Genomic DNA, 15,631 nt, shown 5'->3' on the forward strand with positions numbered 1-15,631 from the left:
TTGCCGGAGCCGGAGGCCCCGATGAGGGAGATCACGTCGCCCTGGTGGGCCTCGAGGGACAGGCCCTTGAGGACCTCGTTGTCGCCGAAGCGCTTCTTGAGGTTGCGCACGTCGAGCGGCAGGGTCGCGGTCGACGGCGCTCGGGTATCGCGGGGGGTGTCGATGAGTCTGGAAGAGGTCATGAGACGTCTCTCTTGTTCTTGTCTTGTCGGTTCAGGAATCGGTCAGCCGAGGAGCAGCGCCCCGTAGCCAAGCCCGAAACACACGACGAACGCCGGGTGGACCCGGGTCGCCAGCAGAAGGATCCCGGCCACGCCGCCGATGATCGCGGTGTGCAGCACGCCGGCCGTTTCCAGCCCCTCGGCGAGGAAGCGCCAGGTCAGAAACGCCATCAGCACCATCACCACCGGGCGTACCCACTGACTCATCGACTTGACCTTGATCGAGTCGCGATAGCGGTAGAGGGTCCCCAGTGCCACCAGCATCAGCAGCAGCGAGGGCGCCACGGTGGCGAAGAGCGCGACCAGCGCGCCGGCGACGCCGGCGACGTCGTAGCCGATGTAGCCGGCCATCTTGGTGGCGATGGGGCTGGGCAGGGCATTGCCCAGGGCCAGGGTCTCGGCGAAGGTCTGGGCGCTCATCCAGCCGTAACGGCCCACGACCTCGTTCTCGATCAACGGGATGATCGCCGGACCGCCGCCGTAGCCGACGATGTTGGGAACGAAGAAGGCGACGAAGAGCTGCCAGTAGATCATGAGCCGGTCTCCTTGGCCGAGGCGTGCCGCTCGGGCCGCAACAGGGCGGCGACGAGCAGGGCGCCGATCACCAGTCCGGGGTGGACGCCCAGGCCGTAGATCAGCCCACCCGCGACGGCGCCCATGATCACGGTGAGCAGCCAGCCGAGGCCGGCCCGGGCCTTGTTGAAGAAGTCCAGCGTCAGCTTGGCCATCATCACCATCACCACCGGCACCACGCCTTGCCCCATGCCCTGCACCCAGCGCTGGTCGCCGTGCCGGGCGTAGAGTCCGAGCAGCGCGATCATGGCCACCACGACCGGGGCGATCACGGCGATCACCGCGTTGACGGCGCCCAGGGCGCCACCGACCCGGTAGCCGATGTAGCCGGCCATCTTGGTGGCGATGGGGCCCGGCAGGGTATTGCCGATCGCCAGCACATCGGCGAAGGCGTCGTCGTCCAGCCAGGCGTGGCGCTTGACCACTTCCTGATGCACCAGCGGAATCATCGACGGGCCGCCGCCGAAGCCGAACAGGCCCACGCGCAGAAAGGCGAGGAACAGTTGTCGTTGCGAGGCCATGCTCACCACACCGCGATGCTGGCATCGGTGCGCGGTTCGGTGCCGCCGCAGTAGATGCCGGTGTCGGGATCGCGGATGATCACCTGGCCGCGACCGAATTCGCGGTTGTCGTGTTCGACACGCATGTCGTGACCGCGCTCGGCCATGTCGCGCACCAGGTGGGCCGGGAAATGGTGCTCGACGCCGATGCGCTTGCCGCCCATCCACTGCCAGCGCGGTGCGTCGAGGGCCGCCTGCGGGTTGAGGCCGAAGTCGACCAGATTGGTCACCACCTGGACGTGCCCCTGGGGCTGCATGAACCCGCCCATCACCCCGAACGGACCCAGCGGCATGCCGTCGGCCCGGGTCAGGAAGCCCGGGATGATGGTATGGAAGGTCTTCTTGCCCGGTGCCAGCACGTTGTCATGGGTAGGGTCGAGGCTGAAGTTGTGCCCGCGATTCTGCAGGGCGATCCCGGTACCCGGCACCACCACGCCGGAGCCGAAGCCGTGATAGTTGCTCTGGATGAACGACACCATGTTGCCGTCATCGTCGGCGGTGGCGAGATAGACGGTGCCGCCGGCCTGCGGCTGGCCGGGGCTGGGATCCAGCGCCCGTTCGCCGATCAGTGCGCGCCGCTCGCGGGTGTAGGCGTCGCTCAGCAGGGCGGCGACGTCGTGGGTCATGTGATCGGGCTGGGTGATATGGGTCTGGCCATCGACGAAGGCCAGCTTCATGGCCTCGAGCTGACGATGCAGCGTTCCCGGGTCGTCGCGCCCCACCGGCTCGAAGCCTTCCAGGATGCGCAGGGCCATCAGGGCCACCAACCCTTGCCCGTTGGGGGGGATCTCCCAGACATCCACGCCCCGGTAGCGGGCGGCGATGGGCGCGACCCATTCCGGCGCGTAGCCGGCCAGGTCGGTGGCGCGCAGATAACCGCCGGTGTCCCGTGAAAAGGCGTCGATGCGCTCGGCCAGTTCCCCGCGATAGAAGCTCTCAGCGCGGGTCTCGGCGATCGCTTCCAGGGTCCGCGCCTGATCCTCGCAGCGGTACCACTGCCCCGGTGCGGGCACCCGACCGTCGGGCAGGAAGGTCTCGAACCAGGGGGCGAGTTCGGGAAGGTCCTGGTAGCGGCGCAACTGGGCCTCTTCGAGCTGCCACAGGCCGGCGATGATCGGCGATACGGGGAAGCCGTCGCGGGCCAGGCGGATCGCCGGTTGCAGCAGGGTGGCGAAATCCAGCTTGCCGAAGCGGCGGGACAGTTCGGCCCAGGCGGCGGGGGTCCCCGGTACCGTGACCGGCGTCCAGCCGCACAGCGGCATCTCGGTATGGCCGGCCGCCGTCACCGCCTCGCGGGTCAGCGCCTGGGGCGCCGTGCCACTGGCGTTGAGGCCGTGAAGCTTGCCCTTGCCGCGGTCGTCGTCGGCGATCCAGACCAGCGCAAAGGCATCGCCGCCGATACCGCAGCCGGTCGGCTCGACCACCGTCAATGCCGCGGCGGTGGCGATGGCGGCATCCACGGCGTTGCCGCCCTGGGCGAGGATGTCACGGCCGATCTGGCTGGCCTGGGGCTGGGAGGCGGCGACCATGCCGTGGCGGGCGTAGGTGACACTGCGCTGCGAAGGGTAGGGCGTGGCGGGGGAAAAGGGCGTCAGCATGCCGTCTCCAATCGATTGTTGTGGTATAAATCGTTATTGATGAAAAAATCGATTTTCTGGGAATGACTATGACCCGTGACTGGGATAACGTCAACAGCCACGCTTTGCCTCATCACAACCGATCAACGGGAGGGGCCCCATGACCACCTCGCCCACCGCCGGCGTCACGGCGTCCAGCCAGGTCTTCGAGGCGCTCAAGCAGGATCTGATCCGGGGTCGCTTCGCGGCCGGCGAAAAGCTGGCCATCAGCGCGCTGAAGACGCATTACGGGGTCGGCCTGAGCCCCCTGCGCGAAGCGCTCAATCGCCTGGCGGCCTATGGATTGCTCGAACAGGTCAATCAGCGCGGCTTCCGGGTACCGGCCATGCATGGGGAGGAACTCGACGACATCGCCAGGCTGCGCCGGCAGCTGGAGTGCATGGCCCTGACCCAGGCGTTCCAGAACGGCGATTCCGAGTGGGAGTCGCAGTTGCTGGCGGCACACCATCGCCTGAAGCGTGCCGATGAGCAGCCACAGCGCGTCGAGGAGTGGGAGCAGGCGCACCTGCGTTTCCATCGCGCGCTGCTCGCCGCCTGCGGTTCGGCCTGGCTGCTGCGTTTCGTCGAACAACTGCACGATCAGTTCGATCGCTACCGGCGCATGGCCCCGGACAATCCGGGGGTGCGTGCCAGGCTGGACCGACAGCACGGCGAGCTGGTGGACCTGGCGTTGGCGCGCGACACGCATGACGCGCGGGCGTTGCTCGACGAGCACATTCGCCTGTCCTACGAGGTGGCGCGCGACGGCCTATAGTAGAGACGAGCCCCGCCGCGGAGACCCCCGCCATGCACAAGAGTCGACTGGCCTGTCTGGTGATCGATAGCCGGACCGAGGCCCTGATGGAAGCCGCCTATTTCTGGGGGCAGGCCCTAGGTTACGAGATCGCCGAGACCGACGGGCGTTACGTGTGTCTGCAAACGCCGGCCGACCAGCCGCAGGTGCTGCTGCAGCGGGTCGATCATCCCAGTCGCGTGCATCTGGACATCGAGACCGACGATATCGACGCCGAGGTGGCGAGAATGGAGGGGCTCGGCGCCCGGGTCGTCGAGCGCCTGGCCGAATGGGTGGTGATGCAGGCGCCGAGCGGTCAGCGCTTCTGCATCGTCGAACCGCAGCGCGCGGACTTCGCCGACGCCGACAACGTCAACGTGTGGCGCTGACGAGACGCCGGTTCACTCCCCGGAGGGCGAGCTGCGCCGGCGACCACGTCCGCCCCGGCGGCGGCGCGGCTTGGCACTGGCCCCGTCGTCCTTGCGCTCGCCGGTCGGGCGACGACGCGGTTCACCGCCGTTGCCACGCCGCTCGGGCGCGGGGGAACTCACCGCCTGACCGGGTTCGAAGCCGGCGATCGGCGTGCGCTTCAGGGTCTGCTTGATCAGGCGCTCGATGCCGGCGAGTTCCTTGGATTCCTCATGGCACACCAGCGAGACGGCCTGGCCGCTGGCACCGGCCCGGCCGGTGCGGCCGATGCGGTGGACGTAGTCCTCGGCGACATTGGGCAGTTCGAAGTTGACCACCTGCGGCAACTGGTCGATGTCCAGCCCGCGCGCCGCGATGTCGGTGGCCACCAGCACGCGGATCTCGCCGGACTTGAACCCGCCCAGCGCCTTGGTGCGGGCGTTCTGGCTCTTGTTGCCGTGAATCGCCGCGGCCTCGATGCCTTCGCCTTCCAGATAGCGGGTGAGCTTGTTGGCGCCGTGCTTGGTGCGGGTGAAGACCAGCACCTGGTGCCACTCGTGCTCGTGGATCAGGTGACTGAGCAGCGCGGGCTTGCGCGGCTTGTCCACCGGACAGACCCACTGGGCCACCGTGGTCGCGGCGGTGTTGCGCGGGGTGACCGAGACTTCCAGGGGATCCTCGACCAGGCCCTTGGCAAGCCGGCGGATCTCGTCGGAGAAGGTCGCCGAGAACATCAGGGTCTGACGCTTGGCCGGCAGCACCTTGAGAATCCGGCGGATATCGTGGATGAAGCCCATGTCGAGCATGCGATCGGCCTCGTCGAGGATCAGCACCTCGAGCGAGTCGAAGGACACCGCCTTCTGGCCGTGCAGGTCGAGCAGCCGACCGGGGGTGGCGACCAGCACGTCGACACCGCGCTTGAGGGCGGCGATCTGCGGATTGATCTTGACGCCACCGAAGACCACCGTGCTGGTCATCGGCAGGTGCTTGCCGTAGGTGGCCACGCTCTCGCCGACCTGGGCGGCCAGTTCGCGGGTCGGCGCGAGCACCAGGGCGCGCACCTGGCCGGGACGCGGGCGCGGGCCCTCCTTGAGCCGCTCGAGCAGCGGCAGGGTGAAGCCGGCGGTCTTGCCGGTGCCGGTCTGGGCGGCGGCCATCACGTCGCGCCCTTCGAGGACGGCGGGGATCGCCTGGGACTGGATCGGCGAAGGGGTGTCGTAGCCTTGTTCGGCCACGGCTTTCAGAAGTGGGGCGGACAGCCCCAGGGAAGCAAAGCTCATGGAATCTCTCGGTAGCTGCAGGATGGGGCCGTCGCGAACGCGCCGGCGGGGCAGCGGGCCTGCAGCTTAACGGATAAGTCGTGCCACGGCTAGCGAGGGAGAGCGCCGCTCAGTAAGTCGACCTCGTCGGCGGAGCCGCGGGCGTCGTCCCGCAGCCCCCGGCGCACCGCCTCGCGGGTCGCCGCGGGCTTGTTCTGGCTGGCCTTGTGCTTGCCCACCAGGCGCTCGACGCTGAGTTCCACGCCGACGATCGCTCGGCACAGGCCGTCGAGGTAATCCGCCGGCGCCTCGGCGAGCGACCAGGGCCTCTCGCGCCCCTGCTCGAAACGTCTCGTCAGGGCATCGACGCACTGCATGAGCCAGTCGCGATCCTCGATGAAACGCAGCCGACCGTGGGCGTGAACGACGAGATAGTTCCAGGTCGGTACCACCCGCCCATGCGCGCGCTTTTCGGGATACCACCCGGGGGAGACGTAGGCCTGCGGGCCGTGGAAGATCGCCAGGGCATCGCGCTCGCCGCCCTGCCACAGCGGGTTGGCCCGGGCGATATGGCCATAGAGCACGTCGCTCGTCGTCGCCTGGCGCAACAGTGGCAGGTGCTCGGCGCTGGGGCCAGCGTCGCCGACGCTGATCAGGCTGGCAAAGGGATGGCTATCGATCGTCGCGTGCAGGGCGCTCGCGTCGTCGAGGGCGAAAGGGCGAGGGCGGTACATGGCGTCACGGTCTCCGGTCGGTCGCTGAAGCAGCGGTGATGAAGGTCGCCAGGGACCGGCGCTGGCGACCCTCGGCGTCGAAGTTGTCGCAAGCGAGCCATTTTCTGAAGGCGCGCTCGATGGTCGGCCACTCGCCGTCGAGCAGCGCGTACCAGGCGGTATCGCGATTGCGCCCCTGGACCACGCGGTGCTGACGGAACACGCCTTCGAAACCCAAGCCCAGCCGCTCGGCGGCGCGTCGCGAGGGCGCGTTCAGGGCATCGCATTTCCACTCCAGGCGCCGGTAGCCCAGCGCGAAGGCTTCGCGCATCAGCAGGTAGAAGGCCTCGCTGGCGAGCGTGGTGCGTGACAGTCGCGACGAGAAACTCACATGACCGATCTCGATCGAGCCGTGCTCGGGAACGATGTTGAGCCAGGCCAGCGTGCCCAGTGCCTCGCCGGTGGCGATGTCGACGACGGCCAGGAAGCGCGGGTCGCGCTGGGTACTCTGGTGCTCGAGCCAGTCTTGGCAGCCGGCCTCGTCGGCGAAGGGGCGGCCGCCGAGGTAGGTCCAGCGCGCGGCGCCGTCGGTGTCGCCCGGACGGTCGGGATCCGCGCGGGACCAGGCCCGCCACAGCGCCGGGGCATGACGCGCGGCGTCGAGCGGCTCGACGCGCGCGGTGCGGCCGTGCAGCACGGTGTCGCCGGGTACGCAGGGCGGTCGCCACTCCGCCACGATGGGGCCCACCGGCTGGCCGAAGGCGTTGGTCGCGGTCACTGCGCGGCCTCCCCGGCGCGCGGCGCGAGTGCCAGCCGATAGCCGAAGAAGTCGTCGTTGCGCTGCCAGCCCAGGGACTCGTAGAGCGCCTGGGCGGCGTGATTGTCGACCTGGGTGCTGAGCGTCAATTGCGGAACGCCGTGGTCGCCGGCGAGTGCGGCCGCGGCCTGCATCAGTGCCCGCCCCACGCCCTGGCCGCGCGCCTCGGGGGCGACGAACAGGTCGTTGAGCAGCCAGCGCGGGGCCAGCCCCACCGTCGACAGCAGCGGATAGAGCTGAACGAAGCCGACGAGCCGTCCGGTCGCGCTCTCGGCGACGCGTAGATGGGCGTCGCCGAGGCCCAGGCGTTGTATCAGGAAGTCGCGCGCGGCGTCGATGTCGCCGGGCTGGCCGTAGAAGCGGCGGTAGCCATCGAGCAACTGGCTCAACGGGGCGAGATCATCGATCGTGGCGGGGCGGATGGTAGGCATGAGAATGAACTCCGTGACGGGGGACTCGCTCGATTGTGCAAGCGAAGTGGTGTCAAACTAAGAGCCAGTTCATGGCGATTTGGGGGAACCAGTTTGGCGCACGAACGGGAGCGGGACGCCTGGGTCATCGAGGCACTGGCGATGCAACTGAGCGACAAGACGGCCGGCACCCTGGCCCGCCGGCTGTACGACGCCCTGCGTGAACGGATCCAGGCCGGGGAGCTCGATCCGGGCACGCGTCTGCCCTCGTCGCGACGGTTGGCCCGGGAACTGGGGCTGGGGCGCAACACGGTCCTCGATGCCCTCGAGCGGCTGGTGGCGGAGGGCTTCGCCGAGGCCCGGCAGGGGGCCGGGCTGTTCGTTGCCGCTCTCGACCTGACCCCGGTCACCTCGCCGCCCGGCGAGGCGCGTGTCGAGCTGCCGCCGCTGTCGCGGCGGGGCCGCGAGCTGCTGGAACGCTGCGGCGACATGCGCGGCAGCCACCGGGCCTTCGCACCGGGGATCCCGGCGCTGGATCGTTTCCCGCATGCCCTCTGGGCGCGGTTGTTGCGGCGTCATCAACGTCACGTCCCGACGGCCTGGCTGGGTTATCAGATCCAGGGCGGGCTGCCGGCGCTCAAGGCCGCCCTGGCCGATTATCTGCAGCTTTCCCGCTCGGTGCGCTGTCGCCCGGAACAGATCCTGATCACCCAGGGTGCGCAGCAGGGCTTCGAGCTGATCGCCCGGCTGCTGACCGATCCGAATGACCCGGTGTGGATCGAGGAGCCGGGCTACGGTGGCGCCCAGGCCTGTTTCGCCGCAGCGGGGCTCGAGCGGATTCCAGTGCCGGTGGATGACCAGGGGATCGATCCCGCCGCCGCGCCCGCCTCGCCGTCGCCGCGGCTGATCTACACCACGCCCTCCCATCAGTATCCCGCCGGCGCAACGCTGACCCTGGCGCGCCGGCTGGCGCTGCTGGCGGCCGCCGAGCGCCACGGCGCCTGGCTCGTCGAGGACGACTACGACAGCGAGTTCCGCTACACCACGCCGCCGGTGGCATCGCTGCAGGGGCTGGCAACGCAGGCGCCGGTGATCTACGTCGGCACCTTCAGCAAGGTGCTCTATCCCGGACTGCGACTGGGCTATCTGGTGCTCCCCGAGGCGCTGGTCGACGACTTCCGGCGGGCCAATGCCCGGCTGCATCGCGAGGGCGGGTATGCCGTCCAGGCGGCGCTGGCGGATTTCATCGCCGAGGGGCATTTCGCGCGTCACGTGGCGCGCATGCGCCACTGCTACCGGCAGCGCCAGGTCTGTCTGCGCGAGGCCCTGGCGCCGGCTCTCGCCGAAGGGCTCGAACTCACCCAGGGCCAGGCGGGCATGCATCTGGTGGCGTGGCTCGACGATCACGCCCAGGAGCGCGATCTCGTCGCGCGCGGCGAGGCGGCCGGCGTGACGCTGGCGCCGTTGTCGCGCTTCTATCTCGGCGAGGCGTCACGCCCGGGGCTGGTGCTGGGCTATGCCGGCGCCGACGAGGCCGAGATCGCCCGCGCCGGGGCCTGGCTGTGCCAAGCCTGGCGCGAGACGCGGTCGCCGCCGGAGTGCCGTTGAGCGTGGTCTGGAGCGGCGCGTCGTCGCTCCGGACAAGTGCGCGGATGGCGAAGGCTGCCAGGCCCAGCCCGGTCATGATGACGAGTCGCTGGAAAGAGCGGTGCATGACGTCTTTCTCGCAGGTCGACGCTCAACAATCGTCACCCCGTTCCAGGGGCGCGCTATGCTTAGCGAGGGTGCGCAGGGGACGCTCTTTTCGGAGAGAGCTGCCATGACCCGCTATCGCAATGCCCTTCCACAGTCGGGGGATCGCCTGTTCCTGACCGACGGTGGCCTGGAAACCACGCTGATCTATCACGAGGGTTTCGACCTGCCCGATTTCGCCGCCTTCGTGCTGCTCGACGACCCGGCGGGCGAGCGAGCGCTGAACGACTATTACCGTGCCTATATCGATGTCGCCCGCCGATATGGCACGGGACTGATTCTGGAGAGTGCGACCTGGCGGGCCAGCCCCGACTGGGGGCGCCGCCAGGGCTACGACGGTGAGGCCCTGGCGGCACTCAATCGACGCGCGATCGCCCTGCTCGAGTCGCTGCGCGACGACGCGGCCGAAGGGGTGGACCTGGTGGTCAGCGGTTGTCTGGGGCCGCGCGGTGACGGCTACTCGCCGGAACGACTCATGAGCGTCGCCGAAGCGAGGGCCTATCATCGTCGTCAGGCCGAGGCACTGACCGAGGCCGGTGCCGACATGCTCAGCGCCATCACCCTCAACTACCCCGACGAGGCGACGGGCATCGCCCAGCTTGCCCGCGAACTCGACATGCCGGTGGCACTGTCGTTCACCGTCGAGACCGATGGCCGCTTGCCCACCGGCGAGACGCTGCGCGAGGCGATCGAGCGGGTGGATGCGGACAGCGACGCCTATCCCGCCTACTACATGATCAATTGCGCCCACCCCAGTCATTTCACCGCGGCCTTCGACGACGGCGAGGGCGGCTTGGCGCGGCTCAAGGGACTTCGCGCCAATGCCTCGCGCAAGAGCCACGCCGAACTCGATGCGGCCACCGAACTGGACAGCGGCGATCCGCAGGCGCTGGGTGCCGATTACGCTACCCTGCGTGCCCGGCTGCCCCAGTTCACCATCCTGGGCGGGTGTTGCGGTACCGACCAGCGGCACATCGCGAGCATTGCCGAGGCCTGCAGCCCGGTACCGCGCCTGGCTTCGTGAGCGATCGGCGTGACAGCCGGCCGGGTCGGGCGATCCATGGCCGACCCGGCCGGCCACCACCGCGGGTGTCGAGCGTTTCCGTGAAGTCGTGTAAGTTGGCCGGGGGCCGGCGACGCCGGTCGACTCGATCAGCCTGCAGGGAGCAAGGAACGCGTGACCGATGCCGTGGAAGTCATCGTGGGTATCGCCTGGTTGTCGGGGCTCGGTGCCTTCGTCGGCGGGCTGTTCGCCTGGCACGAGGGCAACGCCGACACCGAGACCAAGCGGGAGATCATTCACGGCGTGATCGCCTTCGGCGGCGGCACCCTGGTCGCGGCGGTGGCCTTCGCCCTGATGCCGGTGGGCATGGCGGTTCTGCCGCCCTGGGGGCTGGCGCTGGCCTTCTGCCTGGGGGGCGGTCTGTTCTGCGCGCTGGATGCCTGGCTCGAACGGCGCGGCGGCAGCTTTGCGCAGTTCATGGCGATGCTGATGGACTTTCTGCCCGAGGCGGTCTCGCTGGGAGCGGTCTTCAGTCACGACCGGCGGCTGGGCATCCTGCTGGCCGGCTTTATCGGCATCCAGAACCTGCCCGAGGGATTCAATGCCTTTCGCGAGATGCGCCAGACCGGACTCGCCAGGCGTCGCATCCTCGTCGTGCTGTTCGGGGTCAGCCTCCTGGGGCCGGTCGCCGCCTGGCTGGGGCATGCCTTCCTGCAGACCCGCCCGGCGCTCACCGCCTCGCTGATGGCCTTCGCCGCCGGCGGCATCCTCTACCTGATCTTTCAGGACATCGCGCCGCAATCGCGCATGCGCAACCACTGGACGCCACCGCTGGGCGCGGTACTGGGCTTTCTGGTCGGCATGCTGGGCAATGTGCTGATTCTTTGATTACGGCGGTTCTTTTCCTTACTGCTTAAGTTCTTCTTCAGCTTGGCGCTCTAGCGTGGTCGTGTCACCGCGGGTGACGGGACCATCGAACTCACGAGGAGAAGACCATGAGCGCCAAGCTGACAAGCCTTTTTGCACTGGCCCTGCTGAGCATGACCGGCACCGCGCTGGCCGGGGAACGCTGCGATGTTCCCCAGGATCAGTGGCAGCCCCAGGCCGCGCTGGAGAAGAAACTCACGGCCATGGGCTGGGAGATCAAGCGGATCAAGCACGAGGAAGGCTGCTACGAGGTCTACGCGCTCGATGCCGAGGGTCAACGGCGCGAGGTCTATTTCGACCCCGCGACCCTCGAGTCGGTGGGCGGCGAGGACGACTGAGCCATGGCCGCCGAAACGTCTTCCACGGTGCGTGTCTGGGATCTGTGGACGCGGCTGTTCCACTGGAGCCTGGCGGTGTGCTTTGCCACCGCCTGGTTGACCTCGGGCACCTGGCAGAGCGTCCACGAGTGGTCCGGCTACGCGGTGGCGGCGCTGGTCGCCTGGCGGGTGCTGTGGGGCCTGGTGGGGCCCCGTCAGGTGCGTTTCAGCGGCTTCGTGCGTTCACCCGTGACGGCCCTGAAGCATCTGGCGTCGATGCGCCACGGCCGGGAGCCCCGCTACCTGGGGCACAACCCGGCGGGCGCCTGGATGATCGTCGCGCTGTTGACGGGGCTGGGTCTGCAGACCTTCAGCGGCTGGCTGTCGACCACCGATGCCTTCTGGGGCGTGGGTTGGCTCCAGGAGGCTCACGGCTTCCTGGGGAACCTGCTGCTGGCACTGGTCGGGTTGCACGTCGCCGGGGTCGTGGCCTCGAGCTGGCTGCAGTGCGAGAACCTGGCACGGGCGATGATCACCGGTCACAAGCGCGCCCCCGGCCCGGACGACATCGTCTGAGCAATGGCGCCGACCAGAGGGCCCTGGATGAACCCCGGCGGGATTAGCTCCCGCCGGGCTTGCTTGCGCCGGGTCGCAGGGCGTTACCAGACGCTCAGTGTGCGTCGGCGAGAAGTGGCCAGGCGGCGACGGGAATCAGCAGCAGGTGGCTGCCGCGGTAGGGCTGTTGATAGACCGCCGCCGCGAGCAGGTCAGCGTCGGGGCGCTTGAGCACCTCGATCATCACGCCCTGCGGGTGGGCCGCGCGCCAGGCGGCGAAGGCGGCATCGGAGCCGAACACCGTCATGGTCTCTTGGGTGCGACCGAGAAAGCGGAACTGGTCGGCATAGTTGCCCAGGTAGGCGACCGGTACGTGGCGGGCCTCGAGACGGGCCAACTGACGGGCGGCGGGCTGGATGTCGTAGTAGCCGCGAATCGCCGGCGAGACCGCCAGCAGCAGAGTCAGCAGGCTCAGGGGCCAGGCCAGCGTCAGCGTCAGGCGGTGCGCGCGGCGCCACAGCAGCACGGCGAAGGCCGCCGGCACCAGTGCCGCCAGTCGCGCCGCCCCGGGCAGGGGCGCCTGTGGATAGAAGTGCCCGGCGATCTCGGGCAGGGCCGCCAACAGCAGGGTGACCAGCGCCAGGACGAGGCTCACTACCCGGGCACGATGCGGTCGTCCCGCGGCCAGTCGGCTGGCGATCCAGGTGGCCAGGAAGGGCAGGATCGGCATCAGATAGTGGATCTGCTTGCCACTGACCAGGCTCAACAGGAGCAGCGGCGGCAGGCTTCCCCAGGCGGCGAAGCGTTGCATCGGCGTGGCCAGCCAGGGGCGGCGCCACACGGCCATGCCCGACCAGGGCAGGGTCAACAGCGGCAGCAGCGGCAGGTACCAGTACCAGGGGCGGGCGTGCTCGAAGGCGTTGGTGACACGCCCGGCCGACTGGCCCCAGAAGATCGCTTCGGCGTAATCGCTCCCGCCGGCGAGCGCGGCGGGTATCGCCCAGGCCAGGGCGATACCCGCGCCGACCAGGGTGGCGGCAAGTACGCCAGCCCAGTAACGCCGGGCCGGCGCCGCACCGGCGGGCCGCCAGAAGCGCGTGCCCAGCGCCAGCGGCAGCCAGTAGAGAAGAACCACCGGCCCCTTGGCCAGCACGCTCAGGCCGACGCCGACCCCGGCCAGCAGAAGCATCGTGGTGCGCCCCGAGCGCACGTAACGCACCCAGCCGAGTACCGCGACCAGGAAGCAGGTGGTGAACAGGACGTCGAACATGCTCAACGCCTGGTAGACGAACCACAGCGTCAGGCTCATCAGGACCAGTGGCGCCCAGCGGGCTTCTTGGTGGGCGTCGGGGTCGAACTGACGCAGGATCGTGGCCAGCAGCGGATAGGCCAGCAGCCCGACCGCGGGCACCGCCAGCCGCGATACCCAGTCCGAGGTGCCGAACAGCGCCCAGGCCGACTGGATCACCCAGAACAGCAGCGGTGGCTTGTGGGGGTAAGGCTCACCGTTGAGCAACGGGACCAGGAAGCTCTGGTGCTGCCACATCTCCCAGGCCACCGACAGGTAGCGGGTCTCGTCGATGGGCATCAGCGGCAGGTGGCCGATCCGCAGCACGCAGAACAGCGCGGCGAGCGCCACCGCCAGCGCGGCCCCGGGGCGAGCGAGGACGGCGAGTCGGGGGCGGGTGTCGAGTCGGGTGAGGGGCATGGCACGTCGCATGGCTGAGTGGGCGGGAGGCTCAGGGTGTCGGGTCTTGCTTAAGGGAGTCTTAGCCGGACCGGGTGAGCCGGCAACCTCAAGAACCGCGACACGTGACGGCGCGCGGCTGAGCTGTGCCAACCCCCGGGCAGGCGGGATGGCGTCCCGCTGTTCAGCGGGGTGGCGACGGGGTGCGCTGCGCCGTCGCCGGCGGGCTGCTAATATGTTCCCTTTTGTGCCGCCCCGGTGGCTTGTCGCGGTGTGTCGCCGCCCGGGGCCGCTCGTTCAAGGACGACTTCCGTGAGCCTTCTCGTGACCGCCGCTTTTCTGGTCGTGGTGTTTCTCACCTCGGCCCTGTCGGGCATCTTCGGCATGGCCGGCGGGCTGATCCTGTTGTGGTTCCTGTTGCTGGCACTGCCGGCGAGCGTGGCGATCGTCGTCCATGGGGTCATCCAGCTCTGCGCCAACGCCTCGCGCGCCTGGCTGTCGCGGCAATACATCAATGCGCGCATCGTTGCCCTGATCGCCTCGGGGGGCGCGGTGTCGGCGGTGGTACTGGCGCTGCTCGACTACCATCCCGACACCACCATCGTCTCGCTTTTGATCGGTCTGATGCCGGTCCTGGTCTGGATTCCCCGGGCCTGGTTCCATTTCGACGCCTCGCGCACCGGGCATGCCCTGGTCTGTGGTGTGGTCGCCGGCGGCCTGACCATCGCCTCGGGAGTCTCGGGGCCCAGCATCGACCTGTTCTTCATCCGCACCTCGATGGACCGGCGCCAGATCGTCGCCACCAAGGCGGCGGTCCAGGTCATCTCGCATGCCATCAAGATCGTCTTCTATGCCGGTTCGGCGATGATGCTGGGCGCCGGCGAGTGGAGCGTCATCGCCCTGGCGATCCCGATCGCCTTCCTCGGCACCCGGGCCGGCAACGGCGTTCTGCGTCGCCTGACCGACGCCAACTTCCGCTACTGGACGCGCTGGATCGTCACCGTCGTGGGTGCCGTGTACTTTTTCCAGGCCCTCGTCGAGCTGATCTGAACTCAGCCTGCGCCACGCCGTTGTGCGGCGGGGCTGATGCCGAAGTAGCGCTTGTAGTCGCGACTGAACTGCGACGCGCTCTGGTAGCCGACCTCGCTGGCGGTGCGTCCGACCTGCCAGCCCTGTTGATCGAGCAGCGCCCGTGCCTTGAGCAGTCGCAGGCGCTTGAGGTACTGCATCGGGGCCAGGTGGGTGGTGTGCTTGAAGTGGTGGTGGAAGTGCGACGCGCTCATGGCGGCCTGCTCGGCCAGGACTTCCACGCTCAATGGGCGGGTGTAGTGGCGGTGCAGGTAGTTGAGCGCCTGCCCGATGCGCGCGTACTGGCCCGATTCGGCCAGCAATTGCCGCAGCGAATCGCCCTGGGGGCCGCGCAGCGCCTCGAAGACCACCTCGCGGATGCGCGCGTCGCCCAGCGCCTCGGCGAGCCGGGAATCGTGCAGGCACTCGAGCAGGCGCAGCACGTTGTCGGTCATGCGCCCCGCCAGCGGCACCGCGGCCATCGGCGAAGGGCGGGTCGCGGGTTGCCCGGCGTCCTTCAGCCAGGGTTGGGCCAGCTCGCCGAGCATCAGCCGGTCGAGGCGGATCGACACGCCGAGCAGCGGTTCGTCGGCGCTGGCATGGGTCTCGCACTCGAAGGGCAGGGGAAGGGCCTGGACCAGGTAGTGGCCGGCCCCGTAGTGGATCACCCGGTCATCGAGATAACCGACCTTGCCGCCCTGGACGACGACGATCAGGCCCGGTTCGTAGATCAGGGGCGTGCGGGCATGGCCACAATGCGACGCGACCAGGTGGACGCCGGGCAGCCGGGTCGGCTGGAAGCCGTCGTGCTCGACCAATGGCGAGATCAGCTCGGCCATGCGGGTCAGGTCATCGGGTCGGGCGGCGAGCGAAGGGGGTTCCGGAGACGGGATGGCAATGGTCATGGTGGCGATCGCAGTCGTTCGGTAAGGACAGGGTTTTCAGCCTAGCG

The 15,631-nt window shown here is 68.9% G+C and carries 17 protein-coding genes and 1 pseudogene; 8 read left to right on the plus strand and 10 right to left on the minus strand.

What is annotated here, in order from left to right; translation table 11 throughout:
- The 4 genes and pseudogenes from KGR00_RS01935 to KGR00_RS01950 all read right to left on the minus strand — a co-directional run.
- A pseudogene (locus tag KGR00_RS01935) lies at positions 1–182 on the minus strand (hypothetical protein); the annotation flags it as partial.
- A gap of 42 nt (positions 183–224) precedes the next feature.
- Positions 225–755: a chromate transporter gene (locus KGR00_RS01940; protein WP_129138921.1), complete on the minus strand. Its 531-nt coding sequence runs from the start codon at positions 753–755 to the stop codon at positions 225–227.
- Positions 752–1,315 carry a chromate transporter gene (locus KGR00_RS01945; protein WP_224417879.1) on the minus strand — a complete coding sequence of 188 codons (564 nt, stop codon included), beginning with the start codon at positions 1,313–1,315 and terminating at the stop codon, positions 752–754. Before KGR00_RS01945 ends, KGR00_RS01940 begins: the two co-directional genes overlap by 4 nt.
- A 2-nt stretch (positions 1,316–1,317) precedes the next feature.
- The gene (locus KGR00_RS01950) at positions 1,318–2,952 is read right to left on the minus strand and encodes a gamma-glutamyltransferase family protein (protein ID WP_224417878.1); all 1,635 of its coding nucleotides are present in this window, start codon (positions 2,950–2,952) and stop codon (positions 1,318–1,320) included.
- 139 nt (positions 2,953–3,091) lie between these two features.
- On the opposite strand from KGR00_RS01950, the gene KGR00_RS01955 reads away from it, so the two are divergent.
- A complete protein-coding gene (locus tag KGR00_RS01955; protein ID WP_224417877.1) occupies positions 3,092–3,745 on the plus strand; it encodes an FCD domain-containing protein in 654 nt (217 codons plus the stop codon).
- A 32-nt stretch (positions 3,746–3,777) separates the two neighbouring features.
- Positions 3,778–4,152, plus strand: coding sequence for a VOC family protein (locus KGR00_RS01960; RefSeq protein ID WP_129138925.1), 375 nt, complete (start codon positions 3,778–3,780; stop codon positions 4,150–4,152).
- 12 nt (positions 4,153–4,164) lie between these two features.
- Here the strand turns inward: KGR00_RS01960 and KGR00_RS01965 are convergent, their stop codons facing one another.
- The 4 genes from KGR00_RS01965 to KGR00_RS01980 form a co-directional block, all read right to left on the minus strand.
- On the minus strand, positions 4,165–5,451 hold the full coding sequence (locus KGR00_RS01965; RefSeq protein ID WP_224417876.1) for a DEAD/DEAH box helicase: 1,287 nt from the start codon (positions 5,449–5,451) through the stop codon (positions 4,165–4,167).
- An 89-nt stretch (positions 5,452–5,540) separates the two neighbouring features.
- On the minus strand, positions 5,541–6,164 hold the full coding sequence (locus tag KGR00_RS01970) for an FMN-binding negative transcriptional regulator (protein ID WP_224417875.1): 624 nt from the start codon (positions 6,162–6,164) through the stop codon (positions 5,541–5,543).
- 4 nt (positions 6,165–6,168) lie between these two features.
- Positions 6,169–6,921, minus strand: coding sequence for a GNAT family protein (locus KGR00_RS01975; protein WP_224417874.1), 753 nt, complete (start codon positions 6,919–6,921; stop codon positions 6,169–6,171).
- Entirely contained in the window at positions 6,918–7,391 is a 474-nt protein-coding gene (locus KGR00_RS01980) for a GNAT family N-acetyltransferase (RefSeq protein ID WP_224417873.1), read from the minus strand. The genes KGR00_RS01975 and KGR00_RS01980 overlap by 4 nt, the downstream gene beginning before the upstream one ends.
- A 141-nt stretch (positions 7,392–7,532) precedes the next feature.
- Here KGR00_RS01980 and KGR00_RS01985 point away from each other — a divergent pair, with 141 nt between their 5' ends.
- The 5 genes from KGR00_RS01985 (at position 7,533) to KGR00_RS02005 (ending at position 11,945) form a co-directional block, all read left to right on the plus strand.
- Positions 7,533–8,978, plus strand: coding sequence for a PLP-dependent aminotransferase family protein (locus tag KGR00_RS01985; RefSeq protein WP_224419820.1), 1,446 nt, complete (start codon positions 7,533–7,535; stop codon positions 8,976–8,978).
- Positions 8,979–9,189: 211 nt separating this feature from the next.
- A complete protein-coding gene (locus KGR00_RS01990) occupies positions 9,190–10,146 on the plus strand; it encodes a homocysteine S-methyltransferase family protein (protein ID WP_224417872.1) in 957 nt (318 codons plus the stop codon).
- A 153-nt stretch (positions 10,147–10,299) separates the two neighbouring features.
- Positions 10,300–11,013, plus strand: a complete 714-nt coding sequence (locus KGR00_RS22475) for a ZIP family metal transporter (RefSeq protein WP_224417871.1) — start codon at positions 10,300–10,302, stop codon at positions 11,011–11,013.
- A 107-nt stretch (positions 11,014–11,120) separates the two neighbouring features.
- Positions 11,121–11,390 (plus strand): PepSY domain-containing protein, encoded by a 270-nt coding sequence (locus KGR00_RS02000; protein WP_224417870.1) that lies wholly within the window; start codon positions 11,121–11,123, stop codon positions 11,388–11,390.
- A 3-nt stretch (positions 11,391–11,393) separates the two neighbouring features.
- Positions 11,394–11,945: a cytochrome b/b6 domain-containing protein gene (locus KGR00_RS02005; protein ID WP_224417869.1), complete on the plus strand. Its 552-nt coding sequence runs from the start codon at positions 11,394–11,396 to the stop codon at positions 11,943–11,945.
- A gap of 94 nt (positions 11,946–12,039) precedes the next feature.
- On the opposite strand, the gene KGR00_RS02010 is transcribed toward KGR00_RS02005, so the two are convergent.
- Positions 12,040–13,632: a glycosyltransferase family 39 protein gene (locus tag KGR00_RS02010; protein ID WP_224417868.1), complete on the minus strand. Its 1,593-nt coding sequence runs from the start codon at positions 13,630–13,632 to the stop codon at positions 12,040–12,042.
- Between the two features lie 291 nt (positions 13,633–13,923).
- Between KGR00_RS02010 and KGR00_RS02015 the strand changes: the two genes are divergently transcribed.
- On the plus strand, positions 13,924–14,661 hold the full coding sequence (locus KGR00_RS02015) for a sulfite exporter TauE/SafE family protein (protein WP_224417867.1): 738 nt from the start codon (positions 13,924–13,926) through the stop codon (positions 14,659–14,661).
- Positions 14,662–14,663: 2 nt separating this feature from the next.
- On the opposite strand, the gene KGR00_RS02020 is transcribed toward KGR00_RS02015, so the two are convergent.
- The gene (locus KGR00_RS02020) at positions 14,664–15,584 is read right to left on the minus strand and encodes an AraC family transcriptional regulator (RefSeq protein ID WP_224417866.1); all 921 of its coding nucleotides are present in this window, start codon (positions 15,582–15,584) and stop codon (positions 14,664–14,666) included.
- Positions 15,585–15,631 lie beyond the last annotated feature (47 nt).

The sequence above is a fragment of the Modicisalibacter sp. MOD 31.J genome, from assembly GCF_020147985.1.
Taxonomy (GTDB): domain Bacteria; phylum Pseudomonadota; class Gammaproteobacteria; order Pseudomonadales; family Halomonadaceae; genus Modicisalibacter; species Modicisalibacter coralii.